General features: G+C 52.8%; 19 protein-coding genes. 10 read left to right on the forward strand and 9 right to left on the reverse strand.

The annotated features are described in order from the left end of the window. Nucleotides 1-66: 66 nt before the first annotated feature. Complete coding sequence (aspA, locus tag DFO56_RS07785) at nucleotides 67-1,503, reverse strand: aspartate ammonia-lyase (RefSeq protein WP_020456206.1); 1,437 nt, start codon at nucleotides 1,501-1,503, stop codon at nucleotides 67-69. A 337-nt stretch (nucleotides 1,504-1,840) separates the two neighbouring features. On the opposite strand from aspA, the gene DFO56_RS07790 reads away from it, so the two are divergent. Then, a complete protein-coding gene (locus DFO56_RS07790; protein ID WP_045514342.1) occupies nucleotides 1,841-2,311 on the forward strand; it encodes an FxsA family protein in 471 nt (156 codons plus the stop codon). A 31-nt stretch (nucleotides 2,312-2,342) separates the two neighbouring features. Here DFO56_RS07790 and yjeH read toward each other — a convergent pair whose 3' ends face one another. Then, on the reverse strand, nucleotides 2,343-3,599 hold the full coding sequence (gene yjeH / locus DFO56_RS07795) for an L-methionine/branched-chain amino acid transporter (protein ID WP_045514345.1): 1,257 nt from the start codon (nucleotides 3,597-3,599) through the stop codon (nucleotides 2,343-2,345). Nucleotides 3,600-3,840: 241 nt separating this feature from the next. Here yjeH and DFO56_RS07800 point away from each other — a divergent pair, with 241 nt between their 5' ends. The 4 genes from DFO56_RS07800 to DFO56_RS07820 all read left to right on the forward strand — a co-directional run bounded on the left by DFO56_RS07800 (nucleotide 3,841) and on the right by DFO56_RS07820 (nucleotide 8,527). Further along, a complete protein-coding gene (locus DFO56_RS07800; RefSeq protein WP_007372708.1) occupies nucleotides 3,841-4,134 on the forward strand; it encodes a co-chaperone GroES in 294 nt (97 codons plus the stop codon). A gap of 44 nt (nucleotides 4,135-4,178) precedes the next feature. Continuing rightward, entirely contained in the window at nucleotides 4,179-5,825 is a 1,647-nt protein-coding gene (gene groL / locus DFO56_RS07805; RefSeq protein WP_020456209.1) for a chaperonin GroEL, read from the forward strand. 377 nt (nucleotides 5,826-6,202) lie between these two features. Beyond that, complete coding sequence (locus DFO56_RS07815) at nucleotides 6,203-6,556, forward strand: DUF4156 domain-containing protein (RefSeq protein WP_020456210.1); 354 nt, start codon at nucleotides 6,203-6,205, stop codon at nucleotides 6,554-6,556. A 333-nt stretch (nucleotides 6,557-6,889) separates the two neighbouring features. Continuing rightward, nucleotides 6,890-8,527 carry a methyl-accepting chemotaxis protein gene (locus DFO56_RS07820; RefSeq protein ID WP_045514347.1) on the forward strand — a complete coding sequence of 546 codons (1,638 nt, stop codon included), beginning with the start codon at nucleotides 6,890-6,892 and terminating at the stop codon, nucleotides 8,525-8,527. Nucleotides 8,528-8,600: 73 nt separating this feature from the next. Here the strand turns inward: DFO56_RS07820 and epmB are convergent, their stop codons facing one another. Beyond that, a complete protein-coding gene (epmB, locus tag DFO56_RS07825) occupies nucleotides 8,601-9,629 on the reverse strand; it encodes an EF-P beta-lysylation protein EpmB (protein WP_020456212.1) in 1,029 nt (342 codons plus the stop codon). 40 nt (nucleotides 9,630-9,669) lie between these two features. On the opposite strand from epmB, the gene efp reads away from it, so the two are divergent. The 3 genes from efp to ecnB all read left to right on the forward strand — a co-directional run bounded on the left by efp (nucleotide 9,670) and on the right by ecnB (nucleotide 10,680). Then, nucleotides 9,670-10,236, forward strand: coding sequence for an elongation factor P (efp, locus tag DFO56_RS07830; RefSeq protein ID WP_017459193.1), 567 nt, complete (start codon nucleotides 9,670-9,672; stop codon nucleotides 10,234-10,236). A 59-nt stretch (nucleotides 10,237-10,295) separates the two neighbouring features. After that, the gene (locus tag DFO56_RS07835; protein WP_071925253.1) at nucleotides 10,296-10,427 is read left to right on the forward strand and encodes an entericidin A/B family lipoprotein; all 132 of its coding nucleotides are present in this window, start codon (nucleotides 10,296-10,298) and stop codon (nucleotides 10,425-10,427) included. A 106-nt stretch (nucleotides 10,428-10,533) separates the two neighbouring features. Next, a complete protein-coding gene (gene ecnB, locus DFO56_RS07840; protein WP_020456213.1) occupies nucleotides 10,534-10,680 on the forward strand; it encodes a lipoprotein toxin entericidin B in 147 nt (48 codons plus the stop codon). A 29-nt stretch (nucleotides 10,681-10,709) separates the two neighbouring features. On the opposite strand, the gene DFO56_RS07845 is transcribed toward ecnB, so the two are convergent. Continuing rightward, nucleotides 10,710-11,312 (reverse strand): LuxR C-terminal-related transcriptional regulator, encoded by a 603-nt coding sequence (locus DFO56_RS07845; protein WP_020456214.1) that lies wholly within the window; start codon nucleotides 11,310-11,312, stop codon nucleotides 10,710-10,712. A gap of 265 nt (nucleotides 11,313-11,577) precedes the next feature. Here DFO56_RS07845 and sugE point away from each other — a divergent pair, with 265 nt between their 5' ends. Next, nucleotides 11,578-11,895, forward strand: coding sequence for a quaternary ammonium compound efflux SMR transporter SugE (gene sugE / locus DFO56_RS07850; RefSeq protein ID WP_020456215.1), 318 nt, complete (start codon nucleotides 11,578-11,580; stop codon nucleotides 11,893-11,895). Here the strand turns inward: sugE and DFO56_RS07855 are convergent. The 5 genes from DFO56_RS07855 to frdA all read right to left on the reverse strand — a co-directional run bounded on the left by DFO56_RS07855 (nucleotide 11,892) and on the right by frdA (nucleotide 15,801). Next, nucleotides 11,892-12,422 (reverse strand): lipocalin family protein, encoded by a 531-nt coding sequence (locus DFO56_RS07855; protein ID WP_045514349.1) that lies wholly within the window; start codon nucleotides 12,420-12,422, stop codon nucleotides 11,892-11,894. The genes sugE and DFO56_RS07855 overlap by 4 nt on opposite strands. 85 nt (nucleotides 12,423-12,507) lie before the next feature. Further along, the gene (frdD, locus tag DFO56_RS07860; protein ID WP_017459187.1) at nucleotides 12,508-12,867 is read right to left on the reverse strand and encodes a fumarate reductase subunit FrdD; all 360 of its coding nucleotides are present in this window, start codon (nucleotides 12,865-12,867) and stop codon (nucleotides 12,508-12,510) included. Between the two features lie 10 nt (nucleotides 12,868-12,877). Continuing rightward, the gene (gene frdC / locus DFO56_RS07865; RefSeq protein WP_020456217.1) at nucleotides 12,878-13,273 is read right to left on the reverse strand and encodes a fumarate reductase subunit FrdC; all 396 of its coding nucleotides are present in this window, start codon (nucleotides 13,271-13,273) and stop codon (nucleotides 12,878-12,880) included. A gap of 10 nt (nucleotides 13,274-13,283) precedes the next feature. Beyond that, nucleotides 13,284-14,018, reverse strand: coding sequence for a succinate dehydrogenase/fumarate reductase iron-sulfur subunit (locus DFO56_RS07870; protein ID WP_020456218.1), 735 nt, complete (start codon nucleotides 14,016-14,018; stop codon nucleotides 13,284-13,286). Then, nucleotides 14,011-15,801 (reverse strand): fumarate reductase (quinol) flavoprotein subunit, encoded by a 1,791-nt coding sequence (frdA, locus tag DFO56_RS07875; RefSeq protein WP_020456219.1) that lies wholly within the window; start codon nucleotides 15,799-15,801, stop codon nucleotides 14,011-14,013. Before frdA ends, DFO56_RS07870 begins: the two co-directional genes overlap by 8 nt. Before the next feature lie 307 nt (nucleotides 15,802-16,108). Here frdA and epmA point away from each other — a divergent pair, with 307 nt between their 5' ends. Next, nucleotides 16,109-17,086: an elongation factor P--(R)-beta-lysine ligase gene (gene epmA / locus DFO56_RS07880; protein ID WP_045514352.1), complete on the forward strand. Its 978-nt coding sequence runs from the start codon at nucleotides 16,109-16,111 to the stop codon at nucleotides 17,084-17,086. Nucleotides 17,087-17,114 lie beyond the last annotated feature (28 nt).

Consider the following 17,114-nt stretch of genomic DNA (forward strand, 5'->3'; position numbering starts at 1 on the left):
AGTAACCATCCAAAAGAAAAAGGCACGTCGCTCAGGACGTGCCTTTTGTCTTTTTAACCGTCGGAATTACTGTTCGCTTTCATCGGTATAACGCTTCGCTTTATAAGCCGGGTGCATCAGGTTTTGCGCCGAGAAGATGTCGTCCAGCTCCGCTTCCGTCAGCAGGCCGCGCTCCAGCACCACTTCACGTACGCTCTTACCGGTTTCGGCGCAAATCTTGCCAACGATGTCGCCGTTGTGGTGGCCGATGAACGGGTTGAGGTAAGTGACGATGCCGATGGAGTTATAGACATAGCCTTCGCACACTGCTTTATTGGCGGTAATGCCGTTGATGCATTTTTCCAGCAGGTTGTAGCAGGCGTTGGTCAGAATATGCACCGACTCAAACATGGCCTGGCCAATCACCGGTTCCATCACGTTCAACTGCAACTGGCCCGCTTCGGACGCCATGGTGACGGTGGTGTCGTTGCCGATCACTTTAAAGCACACCTGGTTCACCACTTCCGGCACCACCGGGTTCACTTTTGCTGGCATGATGGACGAGCCCGCCTGCAACTCCGGCAGGTTGATCTCATTCAGCCCGGCGCGCGGCCCGGAGGAGAGCAGGCGCAAATCGTTACAGATTTTAGAAAGTTTTACCGCCAGGCGTTTCAGCGAGCTGTGCACCATCACGTAGGCGCCGCAGTCGGAGGTCGCTTCAATCAGGTCTTCCGCCGGAACCACCGGCAGATTGCTCACTTCCGCCAGTTTTTGCACGGCCAGTTGTTGATAGCCGTCCGGGGTGTTGAGGCGCGTACCGATTGCCGTTGCACCAAGGTTCACTTCCAGCAGCAGTTCGGCGGTACGCAGCAGGTTTTTGGTTTCTTCATTCAGCAGCACGTTGAAAGCGTGGAACTCCTGACCGAGGGTCATTGGCACCGCGTCCTGCAACTGGGTGCGGCCCATTTTCAGGATATCCTTGAACTCCACGGCTTTGTTTTCGAAGCCTTCGCCGAGCTGTTTGATGGCATCAACCAGTTTGACGATGGAGGCGTACACCGCGATGCGGAACCCGGTCGGGTAGGCGTCGTTGGTGGACTGGCATTTGTTAACATGATCGTTCGGGTTGAGGAACTGGTATTCACCTTTCTGATGGCCCATCAGCTCAAGACCGATGTTCGCCAGCACTTCGTTGGTGTTCATGTTCACGGAGGTGCCCGCACCGCCCTGATAGACGTCTACCGGGAACTGGTCCATGCATTTGCCATTGTTGAGGACCTCATCACATGCGGCAACGATAGCGTTGGCGATACTTTTCGGGATGGTTTGCAGCTCTTTGTTCGCCAGCGCTGCCGCCTTTTTCACCATCACCATGCCACGGACAAACTCAGGAATGTCGCTGATTTTGCTGTTGCTGATATAAAAGTTTTCAATCGCTCTCAGAGTATGCACGCCGTAGTAGGCATCCGCTGGCACTTCCCTGGTACCTAACAAGTCTTCTTCGATACGAATGTTGTTTAACATGTGAACCTTCTTTTTCAAGCTACGAATGAATACACCAAACACACAAAATTAATGTGGTTATGTGTCTTTTTCGACCGACGATTATCCCCTTAATCGGCCGGATGACTGAAATTATATGCTGAAGGAAAGGAAATGCCGTAATCGGGATCACTTATTATCCCCGTCAATGCATCATAATTAATAATATGTGAAATAAGTCACCGCTTCGTAACAGACAAAAATTTACAACCGCCGCGAAATTGAATTTTCCGCATTTGCCACCATCTGATCAGGATGCGATTTGCAAACCCATTTCGACAGACGCTCTGACGCGGCTGTTCATTGACAGGAGAAGCCAGTGCGCTGGATACCGTTTATTGCAGTCTTTTTATACGTTTACATCGAGATCTCGATCTTTATTCAGGTCGCGCATGTTTTTGGCGTGCTGATGACACTGATTCTGGTGATCTTCACTTCGGTGATTGGCATGTCGCTGGTGCGCAACCAGGGATTTAAGAACTTTTTGCTGATGCAGCAGAAGATGGCGGCGGGCGAAAGCCCGGCAGCGGAGATGATCAAAAGCGTTTCGCTGATTATCGCTGGCTTGTTGCTGGTACTGCCGGGATTCTTTACCGACTTCCTTGGCCTGCTGTTGCTGTTGCCGCCGGTGCAAAAAAACCTGACGCTGAAACTGATGCCGCATTTACGTTTTTCGCGGATGCCGGGCGGCGGGTTTGGCGCGGGCGGTGCTGACGGGCAGACATTTGAGGGCGAATATCAGCGCAAAGACAATCCGCGCGATCGTCTGGATAACAAAGACGATCGCTAATTTCTGACGCCCGGCAATGCCGGGCTTCTTTTTATGACTGAGTGGAATGAATGGAGGTTGTGCGGCGCTTTGGCAGCAGCAACCACAATGCGAACAGCATGAACACCGCGTAAAGACTCTTCCAGCCGGGGATCACCAACAGCAACAAACATAGCGCGCTGCCGAGTACCGCCAGCGCCTTAAAGCGTCCTTTCAACAAGCGACAGCCCGCCAGCATGCACAGTAGATAAATCATGATGAAAATGCCGTTCGCGTAGATGATCAGCGTATCAAGATTCACGCTGAAGGCGTAAATTGCGAGGGTGCAGAACATGCAGCAGATAATTACTGCGTTCAGCGCATTTAAGGGCAACTGGCGTCTGGAGAGCTTCGCCAGTGCGCTATCCGGCTTGTATGCCGCCTGCGACCATACCAGCCGGGCAAAACTCTGGATATAGATATTCAGGCTGGCGAAACAGGCCAGATAACCAATAATGCAGGCAATCCACAGCGCGTGTTTACCAAACAACTCAACGACAATCACCGGCAGCGACGCCGCTGCGCCCTGAGTTCGCCAGACATCGAAGTGCAGCACCACAACGGTACAGGCCCAGTAAACCGAGCCCGCCAGCAGCAGACCAATCATCAGCGCGCGCGGGAAATCCCGCTCGGGGTTTTTGAATTCAGAGGCCAGATGGGCGAAAGCTTCAAGCCCGACGAAACACCAGAACATCACCGCCAGCGAAGCCGACATCGCCGAAACGTGCACTTCTGAGATTGGTGGAAAAGGGATATCGCTGAAACGTATGCCGCCGCGCCACCAGATCGCCACAATTAACGCCACAATCAGCCCGGCGATAATCGATTGCAGGTTCGCGCTGGAACCCGCGCCTCGTGTACCCAACAGCCAAATCAGTGCCAGCGTACCCAACTCAGTCATCAACAATTGCGGCCCCTGCCAGCCAAACATGCCTTGCCAGAAACCCGCAGCAATGTGCAGCGCGGCGGGCAATCCAACCGGGATAACAGAGAGAAACAACCAGCCCGTTACGCGTTCAAGACGCGGGCCGAAGGCCATACCGACGAAATACGCTACGCCGCCCGCGCTGGGAAAGTGGCGGCCCAGCGCGGCAAAAACAATGGCGACCGGGAAGACGAGCACGATCAGTAATGGCCATGCCCACAGGCTGCTGTTACCCGCCGCCAGTGCGGCCAGCGCCGGAACGGCGAACACGCCGGTGCCCAGTAAAGAGGTGGAAAGTAACCCAATGCCCTGAGCCAACCCCAGCTCTTGTTTTAATCCGCTCATTGTCTTTTGTCTGCTTATCGTCAGGAGCGTCGATGTTATCACAATCAGTTTTGCTGATGGCTGCCGCAGCCCCTGCCAGCAATGGTGGTTTATCTACGGATAAATTTTCGCAAATTTTTTTTGCTGTTCCCCCTTGAAGGGGGAAAAAGCCAACCCCATCTCTCAGGTCACCAGCCGGATAACCGTTTGTGGCCCGGCGTCATCCATAACTGATAAAGACTTTCTCAAAGGAGAGCTATCAATGAGTATTCGTCCGTTACATGATCGTGTGATCGTCAAACGTAAAGAAGTTGAGTCTAAATCTGCTGGCGGTATCGTTCTGACCGGTTCTGCGGCAGGCAAATCAACTCGTGGCGAAATCATCGCTGTCGGTAAGGGCCGCATCCTGGAAAACGGTACTGTGCAACCGCTGGACGTGAAAGTGGGTGATATCGTGATTTTCAACGATGGTTACGGTGTGAAAGCTGAGAAGATCGACAACGAAGAAGTGTTGATCATGTCCGAAAGCGACATTCTGGCAATTGTGGAAGCGTAACAGCGCGCGCGAACGAACCTGAACGAATTTAAGGAATAAAGAAAATGGCAGCTAAAGACGTAAAATTCGGTAATGACGCTCGTGTAAAAATGCTGCGCGGCGTGAATGTTCTGGCAGATGCAGTGAAAGTTACCCTCGGTCCGAAAGGCCGTAATGTGGTTCTGGATAAATCTTTCGGTGCACCGACCATCACCAAAGATGGTGTTTCCGTAGCACGTGAAATCGAACTGGAAGATAAGTTCGAAAACATGGGCGCGCAGATGGTGAAAGAAGTGGCTTCCAAAGCGAACGACGCTGCGGGCGACGGTACCACCACTGCAACCGTACTGGCGCAGTCCATCATCACTGAAGGCCTGAAAGCTGTTGCTGCGGGCATGAACCCGATGGATCTGAAACGTGGTATCGACAAAGCTGTCTCTGCTGCGGTCGAAGAGCTGAAAGCCCTGTCTGTACCGTGCTCTGACTCTAAAGCGATTGCGCAGGTTGGTACTATCTCCGCTAACTCCGACGAAACCGTAGGTAAACTGATCGCTGAAGCGATGGATAAAGTCGGTAAAGAAGGCGTGATCACCGTTGAAGACGGTACCGGTCTGCAGGACGAACTGGACGTGGTTGAAGGTATGCAGTTTGACCGCGGCTACCTCTCTCCTTATTTCATCAACAAGCCGGAAACTGGCGCAGTAGAACTGGAAAGCCCGTTCATCCTGCTGGCTGATAAAAAAGTTTCCAACATCCGCGAAATGCTGCCGGTTCTGGAAGCCGTTGCGAAAGCAGGAAAACCGCTGCTGATTATCGCTGAAGATGTTGAAGGCGAAGCGCTGGCAACGCTGGTGGTGAACACCATGCGCGGCATCGTGAAAGTGGCTGCCGTTAAAGCGCCTGGCTTCGGCGACCGTCGTAAAGCCATGCTGCAGGACATCGCTACCCTGACCGGTGGTACCGTGATTTCTGAAGAAATCGGTATGGAACTGGAAAAAGCGACCCTGGAAGATCTGGGCCAGGCTAAACGTGTTGTGATCAACAAAGACACCACCACCATCATTGATGGCGTGGGCGAAGAAGCGGCAATTCAGGGTCGTGTGACTCAGATTCGTCAGCAGATCGAAGAAGCCACTTCCGATTACGACCGTGAAAAACTGCAGGAGCGCGTAGCGAAACTGGCTGGCGGCGTTGCCGTTATCAAAGTTGGCGCAGCAACTGAAGTTGAAATGAAAGAGAAAAAAGCCCGCGTTGAAGATGCGCTGCACGCGACCCGTGCTGCCGTTGAAGAAGGCGTTGTGGCTGGCGGCGGCGTTGCGCTGATCCGCGTAGCAAGCAAACTTGCCGAGCTGAAAGGCCAGAACGAAGACCAGAACGTGGGTATCAAAGTTGCGCTGCGCGCAATGGAAGCTCCGCTGCGTCAGATCGTGCTGAACTGCGGTGAAGAGCCGTCTGTTGTGGCTAACTCTGTGAAAGCAGGTGACGGTAACTACGGTTACAACGCTGCTACCGAAGAGTACGGCAACATGATCGACATGGGTATCCTGGATCCGACTAAAGTGACCCGTTCTGCTCTGCAGTACGCGGCCTCTGTAGCTGGCCTGATGATCACCACCGAGTGCATGGTAACTGACCTGCCGAAAGGCGATGCGCCGGACTTAGGTGCTGCTGGTGGTATGGGCGGCATGGGCGGTATGGGCGGCATGATGTAATCGCTGCCGGACGCGCGTTCAGGGCGACCTGGCGCGAGTTCAACGAAAAAGAGCGGGCTTCGGCCCGCTCTTTTTTTGTTAACTGAAAACCATGTTCTGCGGGTGCGCTCATTATCAGGTCGTGGCTCTGTCTTATTGTTTTGGCGTTAAACGCGACTGGCGGCGGCATCTTTTTAATACGTTGGTACGCCTTTTCGCAGCGTAATCACTGCCGCTTTCTATGACGTCGGATTTTTATACTTCGCACCGTATCTTTTTTCATTATTTTCCCCAATTTGTGCGGCCTGAGATGGCGGCATTTTTCTTTTGGTCATCTTTTTAGTATAAGGTTTACACACGGGCGACATGCGTCCAGCTCATTGATTATGGGGAATAACATGTACGTAAAACATTTAGCAGGGATTATTGGCGCCTCGCTGTTGCTGGCAGGGTGTAGCAGCAATAATGAATTGACCGCCGGCGGGCAGAACGTTCGCTTTGTCGAGGAGAAACCGGCGGCAACCTGCCAGTACCTCGGTACCGCCACGGGTTCGCAGAGCAACTGGCTCTCAGGTCAGCATGGTGAGGAAGGCGGCTCGCTGCGCGGCGCAGCGAATGCATTGCGTAACCAGGCTGCAGCCATGGGCGGTAACGTGTTATACAGCGTCTCAAGCCCGACGCAAGGCTTCTTATCCAGCTTCGTGCCGACCGCCAGCGAAATGAATGCGCAAGTGTATAAATGCCCGAACTGAGATATTTAATAGCGCCCCGCCAGTAATGGCGGGTGCGCAACTATTTAAAATAACCTCTCTTTTATTTTTAACAGGTTGCTTCTGATTATTTAAGTATGAATAAGCGTGAATATAATTCCTCTGCTAATTAACCTTGCTATCTTCCTGAATATTAAGTTTTCTTAAGATTTATCTAGTGTGATTATATTCACAGCTTTGGATAAATTTTTCTCTAAAAAATGCGTTGGCGACTAAAGTAATATTACGACTTGCCGATACCTACCTCAGGACAAAAAACGAGGGACTGTATAATCTAACAATATATTTTATGCATGATGGTGTCGGGAGTTACGAATGAATATTACAAAGAGATTGTTACTTGCTTTCTCATTACTGATCTTAAGCCTCATCGGCACTAATGTTATCGCTATAATTTCACTGTCTAAAATTGGTGAGTCACAAAATTACTTTCAGGAAAACACCTTACCCAGCCTGGATGCAATGAATAAAGAGACACTGCAGATCTTAAAAGTTCGCGGGCAGCTCTTTTTACATGGTCTGACGGACGATCCCGCCGGGATGGCCGAAATAAAACAGAATGCAACAAAATTGTATGACGAACTCTACGCCATGCACCAGGGTTACCTTAAAGATCTTGTTTCTGACCAACATGATCAGGATTTATCTAATAAAACATTAAGTGATTTAGAAAAATTCCGTTCTGTAATGGACCAGTATTTTAAAGTCTCAGAAAGTAATGACCGCGTTGCCATTATTAAGTCAATGCAGAAAGGTGGGTTTGTCGCAGATAATATTGCGCTGTTAATTAATGATTTTGCTGAGCAAGTGGCGTACAACTCATCATTAGTGACCAAGGCTGTTCAGGACAGCGACAATTTAATTTCCCGGGCAATGATTCTCTCCTTAACGGCGACGATTGCCGCAACCCTCATTCTGGGTTTGTTCGGATTGTTCACCGTGCTGAATATCAAACGTCGCCTGAACGGCATGAAAGACGGCATGGTCACAATTAGCGAAAAATTAGATCTCAGCCATGCGTTACCGACCGGACGTCTGGACGAAATCGGCCAGGCAGTAAGTGCCTTTAATAATCTTGTTGAGCGAGTGGCCGAATCGCTGGCCATGGTGCGTGCCGCTTCCGGTTCGGTGAACACTGCCGCGAATGAGATAGCGCTGGGCAACAACGAACTCTCTGCCCGTACTGAGCAGCAATCCGCCGCTGTGGTTGAAACCGCCGCCAGTATGGAAGAGCTAAGCTCCACGGTAAAACAGAACGCAGAGAACGCGCATCAGGCCAGCCAGCTAGCCCTTACCGCTTCTGATACCGCTTCTCAGGGCGGGAGCGTCGTCGGAGCTGCGGTCAGCCGCATGAAAGATATTATGGATAGTTCCAAACGTATTTCGGAAATTACCTCGGTTATCAACGGCATCGCTTTTCAGACCAACATTCTGGCGCTCAATGCGGCCGTTGAAGCCGCAAGAGCCGGGGATCAAGGGCGAGGTTTCGCCGTGGTGGCAGGTGAGGTGCGCTCATTAGCTCAGCGTAGTGCTCAGGCGGCAAAAGAGATTGAAGCGTTGATCAGCGAATCGGTCACGTTTGTTGAAGAGGGTTCACGGCAGGTTGACCTGGCGGGTGAAACCATGAGCGGTATCGTCAACTCGGTGCTGCAGGTGAAAGATTTGATGCAGGAAATTGCCGCTGCGTCCGACGAACAAAACCGCGGCATTTCGCAGATTGCCCAGGCGATGTCCGAGATGGATACCACCACTCAGCAGAACGCCGCGCTAGTTCAGGAATCGTCTGCGGCGGCCGGTAGCCTCGAAGATCAAGCCACCAAACTGCAACAGCTGGTTGATGTCTTCCGTTTGCCCGGTCAACAACCGGCTGTCGTGAGGTCTTCCGTGTTGCCAGTCAGACAGCCGCGGCCGGCAGTGGCGGGTGGCGGTGATGATGGATGGGAAACCTTTTAAGTTTTAGCGACGAGCCGCTGTAGGCTCGTCTGTTTCGCGGCTACGTTTGCTCTCATCGCGTAGCCGTTTTTTTTTAACTCTGACGAAGCTGCAAATCCAGCGGCGTTTTACTGGGTTCCCCACCAATCTCACGCGCCAGTTTCGGCACCATATAACCCGATACCAGCGTCAGCAGTTCGCGCATAATCGTGCGCGCCTCGTCATCACTGACCATAAAGTGCGCCGCACCCTGCACTTTATCCAGCACATGCAGGTAATAAGGCATTACACCCGCATCGAACAATGCATTACTTAAATCCGCCAGCGTTTGCGCATTATCATTCACGCCGCGCAGCAGCACGCTCTGGTTCAGCAGCGTGACATTGGCCTGACGCAGTTGCGCCATGGCATGGCGAAAATCATCACCGATTTCCTGGGCGTGGTTGATGTGGTTCACCAGCAAAATTTGCAGCGATGAGCGGGCAAAACGCGCACTTAGCGTATCGGTGATCCGCGCCGGAATCACAATCGGCAGACGGCTGTGAATGCGCAGGCGTTTGATATGTGGGATTGCTTCCAGTTGGGCAAGTAGCCAGTCCAGTTCATGATCTTTTGCCATCAGCGGATCGCCGCCGGAAAAAATTATTTCATCCAGCTCCGGGTGCACCGCGATATAGTCCAGCGCGCCTTGCCAGTTGCGTTTGTTGCCCTGATTATCGGCATAAGGAAAGTGGCGACGGAAGCAATAACGACAATTTACCGCGCAGCCGCCTTTAACCAGCAGCAGCGCTCGGTTGCGATATTTGTGCAATAAACCGGGTACCACACTGCTCTGTTCGTCCAGCGGATCGGTGCTGAAACCTGGCGCGGCAATAAACTCTTCCTGTGAAGTAAGTACCTGACGCAGAAGCGGATCATGCGGATTTCCCGGCTGCATGCGCGCTGCGAATGCGCGGGGAACGCGTAGCGGGAACAAGCGCTTTGCCGCCCCGCCAGCGATTAAATTTTCATCAGTGTCTATCTTTAGAAGACGTAACAGTTCATCCGGATCGGTGATTACATCGGCAAGTTGTATTAACCAATCTTCTCTGGATGGGGTTTTTAGGGTTACAATATGCGCCATTTTGTGGCTTAGCTACCAGTTAACAATTTCAGAGGGCCTTATGGCGACTTACTATAGCAACGATTTTCGTGCCGGTCTTAAAATCATGATGGACGGCGAACCTTATGCGGTTGAAGCCAGCGAATTCGTTAAACCAGGCAAAGGCCAGGCTTTCGCACGCGTTAAACTGCGTCGTCTGCTGACCGGTACGCGTGTAGAAAAAACTTTCAAATCTACTGATTCCGCAGAAGGCGCGGACGTTGTCGATATGAACCTGACTTACCTGTACAACGATGGTGAGTTCTGGCACTTCATGAACAACGAAACCTTCGAACAGCTTTCCGCTGACGCAAAAGCGATTGGCGACAGCGAAAAATGGCTGCTGGATCAGGCTGAGTGCATCGTAACGCTGTGGAACGGCCAACCGATCGCCGTTACCCCGCCGAACTTCGTTGAGCTGGAAGTTATTGAAACCGATCCAGGTCTGAAAGGTGACACCGCAGGTACCGGCGGCAAACCGGCTACCCTGAGCACTGGCGCAGTGGTTAAAGTTCCACTGTTCGTGCAGATTGGTGAAGTGATTAAAGTAGATACTCGCTCTGGCGAATACGTATCTCGCGTGAAATAATCCTCACGACGTCGGCGTAGCGCCGTGCTACGCCGTCGAACTTTGCAGGCAGGGATGATATGAAACGTCTGACGAAATTCTTCTCTCTACTTCTTATCAGTTGTGCACTGCTTTCCGGTTGCAATACCGCCCGTGGCGTTGGCGAAGACATCCAAAGTCTGGGCCATGTCATTTCCCGCGCAGCGAACTAAAACTTCCTCTCTTCCTAAAAATGCTTCCGTTCCGCTAACCTTCCCGGATTTTGTCTATGCTTAAGTGGCTATACACAAACAATATTGGCTACAAAAGGAAGATATTATGGTTAAGAAGACAATTGCTGCGATCTTTTCTGTTCTGGTTCTTTCCTCAGTCCTGACGGCCTGTAACACCACGCGTGGTGTGGGAGAGGATATCTCCGATGGCGGTAACGCGATTTCTGGCGCGGCGTCAAAAGCGCAACAGTAATCACTGTCGGTACGGCGCTTGCCGTACCGTTAGTTTGAGTTTTCCGGCAGTGATAAGAACGGCGTAAAACGGTTTCCCATCCCCAGCTTCATTCTGATATTGCGCTTGTAGGTGTAAACGGTCTTACCGTTAATGCTGAGATTACTGGCAATCGCCTGGTTATTATTCCCTTCCATCCATAGCGTCAGCACTTTCTCTTCCTGCTTTGTCAGCAGCGGAGTGGCGATTTTCGGTATCGCACGGATCGGGCGCGCCAGCACCATTGCGTCGATAATTTTCGCCAGTTTTTCCAGCGGTTCTGTTTTCAACAGCGTCGCCTGAATAGCAAACTGCGCGCAAAATTCTGACAGTTGCGCATCTTCGCCAGACTCTAACAACATCACCTGCGTGGGGTCGCTACAAACAGAGAAAAAAGACGCAAGCTGTTGAATATGATGTATTTCATTCTTGAATCCGTGAAGGTCGGCAATCACCAGGTCCGGTTGCCACTGCACAATATGTTCTTTGGCGAGCATCAAGTTATGCAACGCGGTTACCAGGAAGGAGGCGGGGAACAAATCGGGTTGATTGAGCCAGGATTCCATCCCTGTGCGGGTGAAGTAACAGCGGTCAATCACGAGAATCTTGAACATATTTTTCTTCGCAGTCAGAGAGTGTCGCACAACGTCCTGAATTCAGGAGAGCGGATTTATCATAGGGGGTAGATATGGTGAATAAATGCCGGAATTCCGCTGCGAACAGTGGCTATTTCTCGCTTTAAAACGCCTAAAATTGAGCAAGAACAAAAATATTGAAATAACGAGCCTAAAACGTCAAAATTTCCCTCTCTAACACGCCAAACGGGACGACCCGTTTGCGCTCATTCACAATGGGGACGGCCCCACACTGGAGCCAAAAATGTCCTGGTTAATTCTTCTTATTGCAGGTCTTCTTGAAGTGGTTTGGGCTATCGGCCTGAAATATACCCACGGTTTTACCCGGTTAATGCCAAGCCTGATTACCGTGACGGCGATGGTCGCAAGCGTCGTGCTGCTGTCATGGGCAATGAAAACATTGCCGGTGGGAACGGCATACGCCATCTGGACCGGTATTGGTGCAGTCGGCGCCGCCGTCGCCGGCATTGTGCTGCTCGGCGAATCGGCAAGCGTGGCGCGGATCCTCAGCCTCTGTCTGATTGTCGCCGGGATTATCGGATTGAAACTGAGCGCCCATTAATGGGGCTGGTTAATCCATAGCAGTTTGTCCACGGCAAACCCCTGTCGGGCCGCGATGTCCAGCATCTGCTGTTTTACGTCTGCCGGCAGGGTGGGCGTGCGGGACAATATCCAGAGATAGTCGCGGTCCGGCCCGCAAACCAGCGCGTAGCGGTAATCTTTGTCCAATGCAAGGATGTTATAGCCGCCATAGAAGGGGCCGAAAAAGGAGACTTTCAGCGCAGCGGTGCGTGGGTCACCGGTAAAATACGCGGTGCCGGTGGCTTGCTGCCACATGCCGCGTTCCGTGTTGTAACCGCGATTCACTACCGTCAAACCGCCATCGTCGCGCAGGCTATACGTGGCGGTGACCCTTTCCAGCCCGCGTTCAAATGCGTGGTCAAAGCGGGCAATTTCGTACCATTTACCCAGATAGCGTTGCGTATTGAAATCTTGCACGACGGTCACGCCGTCAGGAGGAGTGGGAGAACTACAGCCGGAGATGAACAGCGCAGCGATAACAGTCATGATGAGAAGCATCAGGCGCATGAGATTTTCCTTCCAGATCTTTTCTTTAGGGTATAGACGCTGGCGGGAAATTTGCTCTCCTGCTTACGCAGGAGAGCGACTGCTATCAAAGAAATAAAACACCGATCAGGGTAACGACGGTGAGGATGGCCGCAAGACCATAAAACACCCATTTACCGCTGGGAACATGGATTTTTAAATCATGCATCATGTGGTGGATACGATGCAGACCGCACCACACCGGCAATACAATCATCAAAAAGATAAAGACGCGGCCAATAAAGCTTTGCGCAAACGCCAGCACGCGATCGTAACCGAGCGCGTCGCCGGGGTAGAACCCCAGCGGCAACAGCACGCCAATCAACAGCACGATAACCGGTGTGACAATCGCGCCCCACATACCGCCAGCGCCAAATAATCCCCAGAAAACGGGTTCGTCAGAACGTTTTGGATTCGGGTTAATCACGTTGGCCTCCTTACCAGAACAGTGCGACAAACAGGATCACCACGGTGACCACTGCCGTTACCACCCAAAGCCCTTTAATAACCGGCTCTGGACCCATTTTTTCGCCCTTAACAATAATGAGCTGGGCTTTCGGTGCCAGATCAAACCAGGTTTTGGTGTGCAGCAGTGCCGCCGCCAGCGCGATCAGGTTGAGGATCAGCACAATCGGGTTTTGAAGAAAATGTACAAACCCTGCCCAGCTTTCCGGCCCATGTTTCAGCGAAAAAAGACCGAAGATCAGTTCGAGGCTGAACCAGACCGCCGCGACCGCCGTTCCTTCACGCAGCATATAGAAGCGATAAAACGGCAGGGTTTTCCACCAGGTTGATGGCATGGGACGAACCCAGGCTTTGCGTTTAGTCGTCATAATGCACTCCTTAGCGTGGTTTCAGGGTGGCGATAAGAAAGTCTTTCGAGCTTTCTACCTTGCCCTGCTGAATAGCGGCGGCCGGATCGACATGCTTCGGACAGACTTCCGAGCAGTAACCGACAAACGTACAGCTCCACACGCCGTTCTGGCTGTTGAGTTGCCCCATGCGCTCTTTCTTACCGTTGTCGCGGCTATCGAGGTTATAGCGATGCGCCAGCGTGATCGCTGCCGGGCCGATAAATTCCGGATTCAGACCGAATTGCGGGCAAGCGGCATAACACAAACCACAGTTGATACAGCCGGAGAACTGGTGATACTTCGCCATCTGCGCCGGGGTTTGCTTGTTAGGCCCCTGATCCGGCGTGCGCGCGTTACCAATAATGTAGGGCTTAATCGCTTCAAGGCTTTCGATAAAGTGGGTCATATCGACCACCAAATCGCGCTCGATCGGGAAGTTAGCCAGCGCTTCGACTTTCAGCCCTTTCTCGTAATCGCGCAGAAAGGTTTTACAGGCGAGTTTCGGCACTTTGTTAACCATCATGCCGCAGGAGCCGCAAATCGCCATACGGCATGACCAGCGATAGCTCAGGTCCGGCGCGAGGTTATCTTTGATATAGTTCAGCGCATCGAGCAGCGAAGTGGCTTCATCGTAGGGCACATCGTAAAAAGCGCTGTGCGGCGCGTTGTCCACTTCCGGGTTGTAACGGACAATCTCGATTTTCAGATTCTTCATCTCAGCCATTGTTCGTCTCCTTCTTCTCGGTCGCTTCAGCTTCAGCACCGTAGACGCGTTTTGCTGGCGGCAGCGTGGTGATCTTCACGTCGCTGTACTCCAGACGGGTTGCGCCATCGGCATCACGGAAAGCCAGCGTGTGCTTGAGGAAGTTAACGTCATCGCGCTCGGTACAGCCTTCATCCAGACGCTGATGCGCACCGCGAGACTCTTTACGTGCCAGCGCGGAGTGCGCCATACATTCGGCGACATTCAGGCCGTGGCCAAGTTCAATGGTGTAAAGGACATCGGTATTAAAGACGCTGGACGTGTCGGTGATGCGCACGCGTTTAAAGCGTTCCTGCAACTCCGCCAGCTTATCCACGGTTTTCTGCATCAGTTCCGGCGTACGGTAGATGCCGCAACCTTCTTCCATGGATTCACCCATTTCATCGCGGATTTTCGCCCAGCTTTCAGTGCCGTCCTGGTTCACCAGCGCTTTCAGGCGTTTTTCCACGTCGGCGGCTTGTGCGTTCAGCGCACTGTCATTGGCCTCGGTTGCGGTTGCGGCGCGTTCCATAGCGCGTTCACCGGCAAGGCGACCAAACACCACCAGCTCCGCCAGCGAGTTCGAGCCAAGACGGTTTGCGCCATGCAGGCCGACAGACGAGCACTCACCCACGGCAAACAGACCCTTGATACGGGATTCGCAGTTTTGATCGGTTTCGATACCGCCCATGGTGTAGTGCGCAGTTGGACGTACCGGAATCGGCTCTTTGACCGGATCGACGCCAACATAGGCTTTCGCCAGCTCGCAGATAAACGGCAAACGTTCGTTGATTTTCTTCGCGCCAAGATGACGCAAATCGAGGTGTACCACATCGCCACGCGGTGTGGAGATGGTGTTGCCTTTGCGCCACTCGTGCCAGAACGCCTGCGACACTTTGTCGCGCGGGCCAAGCTCCATATATTTGTTTTTCGGCTCGCCGAGCGGGGTTTCCGGGCCCATGCCGTAATCCTGCAAATAGCGGTAGCCGTTCTTGTTGACGAGGATCCCACCTTCACCGCGGCAACCTTCAGTCATCAGAATGCCAGAGCCGGGCAGGCCGGTCGGGTGGTACTGCACAAACTCCATGTCGCGCAGCGGCACGCCGTGCGCCAGCGCCATGCCCATACCGTCGCCGGTGACAATGCCGCCGTTGGTGTTGTAACGGTAAACGCGACCCGCGCCGCCCGTTGCCATCACCACCGCATTGGCGCGGATCTGCACCAGCGTACCTTCCATCATATTCATGGCCACCAGCCCGCGGGCATGGTTGTCATCGACCAGGATATCCAGTACGAAATGCTCGTCGAAACGTTGAATTTGTGGGAACTGAAGGGATGTCTGGAACAGGGTATGCAGCATGTGGAAGCCGGTTTTATCGGCGGCGAACCAGGTACGTTCGATTTTCATCCCGCCGAAGCGGCGCACATTGACCGTTCCATCAGGACGGCGGCTCCACGGACAGCCCCACTGTTCAAGCTGGGTCATCTCTGTCGGGCAATGATGCACAAAATAGTCAACGACATCCTGTTCGCAGAGCCAGTCACCGCCAGCAACGGTATCGTGGAAATGGTACTCGAAGCTGTCATGATCCTGGGCGACGGCGGCAGAGCCGCCTTCCGCAGCAACGGTGTGGCTGCGCATGGGATAGACTTTTGAAATCAGTGCGATTTTGGCGTTGGGGTGGGCTTGCGCCGCAGCGATCGCGGTGCGTAATCCCGCTCCGCCTGCGCCAATCACAGCGATATCGGCTTGAAAGGTATGCACGACATTCCTCCAGATTATTGTTGTTCCGCAACGATAAGCCTGAAGCGCTCAAGGTAGTTGCGGATATGTTCCACTGCTCCTTTTTGGGTAAGGGCAGTATAACCGTAGAGATTCGGGGGAAATTTGATGCGTTCGATTTTTTTGCTGTTCTATGCGGTGATATGTCATCGATCTTGATTGATATCACCATTAAATGTTTATCCATCTAGTTATAGACGACATTAATGAAATTATTTTGCGCAAAATTTGTCTCTGCGGATCGATGCGGGTAGACTTCGTGCCCTTGTCTGAAATCGGAGAAAGTACCATGAGCGAGACGGCAACCTGGCAGCCGAGCGCATCCATCCCCAACCTGTTGAAACGCGCGGCAATTATGGCGGAAATTCGCCGTTTCTTTGCCGATCGCGGCGTGCTTGAGGTGGAAACGCCCTGTATGAGCCAGGCGACGGTGACAGATATTCACCTGTTTCCGTTCGAAACCCGTTTTGTTGGCCCAGGCCACTCTCAGGGGCTCAATCTTTATCTCATGACCAGCCCGGAATATCACATGAAACGCCTGCTGGCTGCGGGATGTGGCCCGGTATTCCAGCTGTGCAGAAGTTTTCGTAACGAAGAGATGGGCCGTCATCACAACCCTGAATTCACCATGCTCGAGTGGTATCGCCCGCACTACGACATGTATCGTCTGATGAATGAAGTGGATGATTTGCTGCAACAGGTGCTGGAGTGCCCGGCGGCGGAGTCGCTCTCTTACCAGCAGGCTTTCCAGCGTTATCTGGAAATCGACCCACTCTCCGCTGATAAAACCCAGCTGCGTGAAGCGGCGGCGAAGCTTGATCTGAGCAATATCGCCGATACGGAAGAAGACCGGGACACGTTGCTGCAACTGCTGTTCTCCATGGGCGTGGAACCGCAGATCGGTAAAGATCGTCCGGCTTTTGTGTATCACTTTCCGGCAAGCCAGGCGGCGCTGGCGCAGATCAGTACCGAAGATCACCGCGTTGCTGAGCGTTTTGAGGTTTATTACAAAGGCATTGAGCTGGCGAACGGTTTCCATGAGCTGACCGATGCCCGCGAACAGCAGCAGCGTTTCGAGCAGGATAACCGCAAACGTGCCGCGCGCGGTTTGCCGCAGCAACCGGTAGATGTAAACCTGCTCGAAGCGTTGAAAGCCGGTCTGCCGGATTGCTCCGGCGTCGCGCTGGGCGTTGACCGTCTGGTGATGCTGGCGTTGCAGGCTGAAAGCCTGGCGGATGTGATTGCGTTTACTGTCGACCGGGCCTGATGACCCGATAAATGAACAGTAAAAAGGC

It is taken from the genome of Kosakonia sp. AG348 (assembly GCF_003337365.1).
In the GTDB taxonomy this organism is placed as follows: Bacteria; Pseudomonadota; Gammaproteobacteria; order Enterobacterales; family Enterobacteriaceae; genus Kosakonia.

Coding starts and splice junctions, on each gene's coding strand:
- efp (WP_017459193.1), top strand. CDS start 9,670: ATGGCGACTTACTATAGCAACGATTTTCGTGCCGGTCTTAAAATCATG.
- groL (WP_020456209.1), top strand. CDS start 4,179: ATGGCAGCTAAAGACGTAAAATTCGGTAATGACGCTCGTGTAAAAATG.
- DFO56_RS07845 (WP_020456214.1), bottom strand. CDS start 11,312: ATGTTCAAGATTCTCGTGATTGACCGCTGTTACTTCACCCGCACAGGG.
- ecnB (WP_020456213.1), top strand. CDS start 10,534: ATGGTTAAGAAGACAATTGCTGCGATCTTTTCTGTTCTGGTTCTTTCC.
- sugE (WP_020456215.1), top strand. CDS start 11,578: ATGTCCTGGTTAATTCTTCTTATTGCAGGTCTTCTTGAAGTGGTTTGG.
- frdC (WP_020456217.1), bottom strand. CDS start 13,273: ATGACGACTAAACGCAAAGCCTGGGTTCGTCCCATGCCATCAACCTGG.
- epmB (WP_020456212.1), bottom strand. CDS start 9,629: ATGGCGCATATTGTAACCCTAAAAACCCCATCCAGAGAAGATTGGTTA.
- DFO56_RS07800 (WP_007372708.1), top strand. CDS start 3,841: ATGAGTATTCGTCCGTTACATGATCGTGTGATCGTCAAACGTAAAGAA.
- DFO56_RS07820 (WP_045514347.1), top strand. CDS start 6,890: ATGAATATTACAAAGAGATTGTTACTTGCTTTCTCATTACTGATCTTA.
- DFO56_RS07815 (WP_020456210.1), top strand. CDS start 6,203: ATGTACGTAAAACATTTAGCAGGGATTATTGGCGCCTCGCTGTTGCTG.
- aspA (WP_020456206.1), bottom strand. CDS start 1,503: ATGTTAAACAACATTCGTATCGAAGAAGACTTGTTAGGTACCAGGGAA.
- DFO56_RS07870 (WP_020456218.1), bottom strand. CDS start 14,018: ATGGCTGAGATGAAGAATCTGAAAATCGAGATTGTCCGTTACAACCCG.
- yjeH (WP_045514345.1), bottom strand. CDS start 3,599: ATGAGCGGATTAAAACAAGAGCTGGGGTTGGCTCAGGGCATTGGGTTA.
- DFO56_RS07855 (WP_045514349.1), bottom strand. CDS start 12,422: ATGCGCCTGATGCTTCTCATCATGACTGTTATCGCTGCGCTGTTCATC.
- epmA (WP_045514352.1), top strand. CDS start 16,109: ATGAGCGAGACGGCAACCTGGCAGCCGAGCGCATCCATCCCCAACCTG.
- DFO56_RS07835 (WP_071925253.1), top strand. CDS start 10,296: ATGAAACGTCTGACGAAATTCTTCTCTCTACTTCTTATCAGTTGTGCA.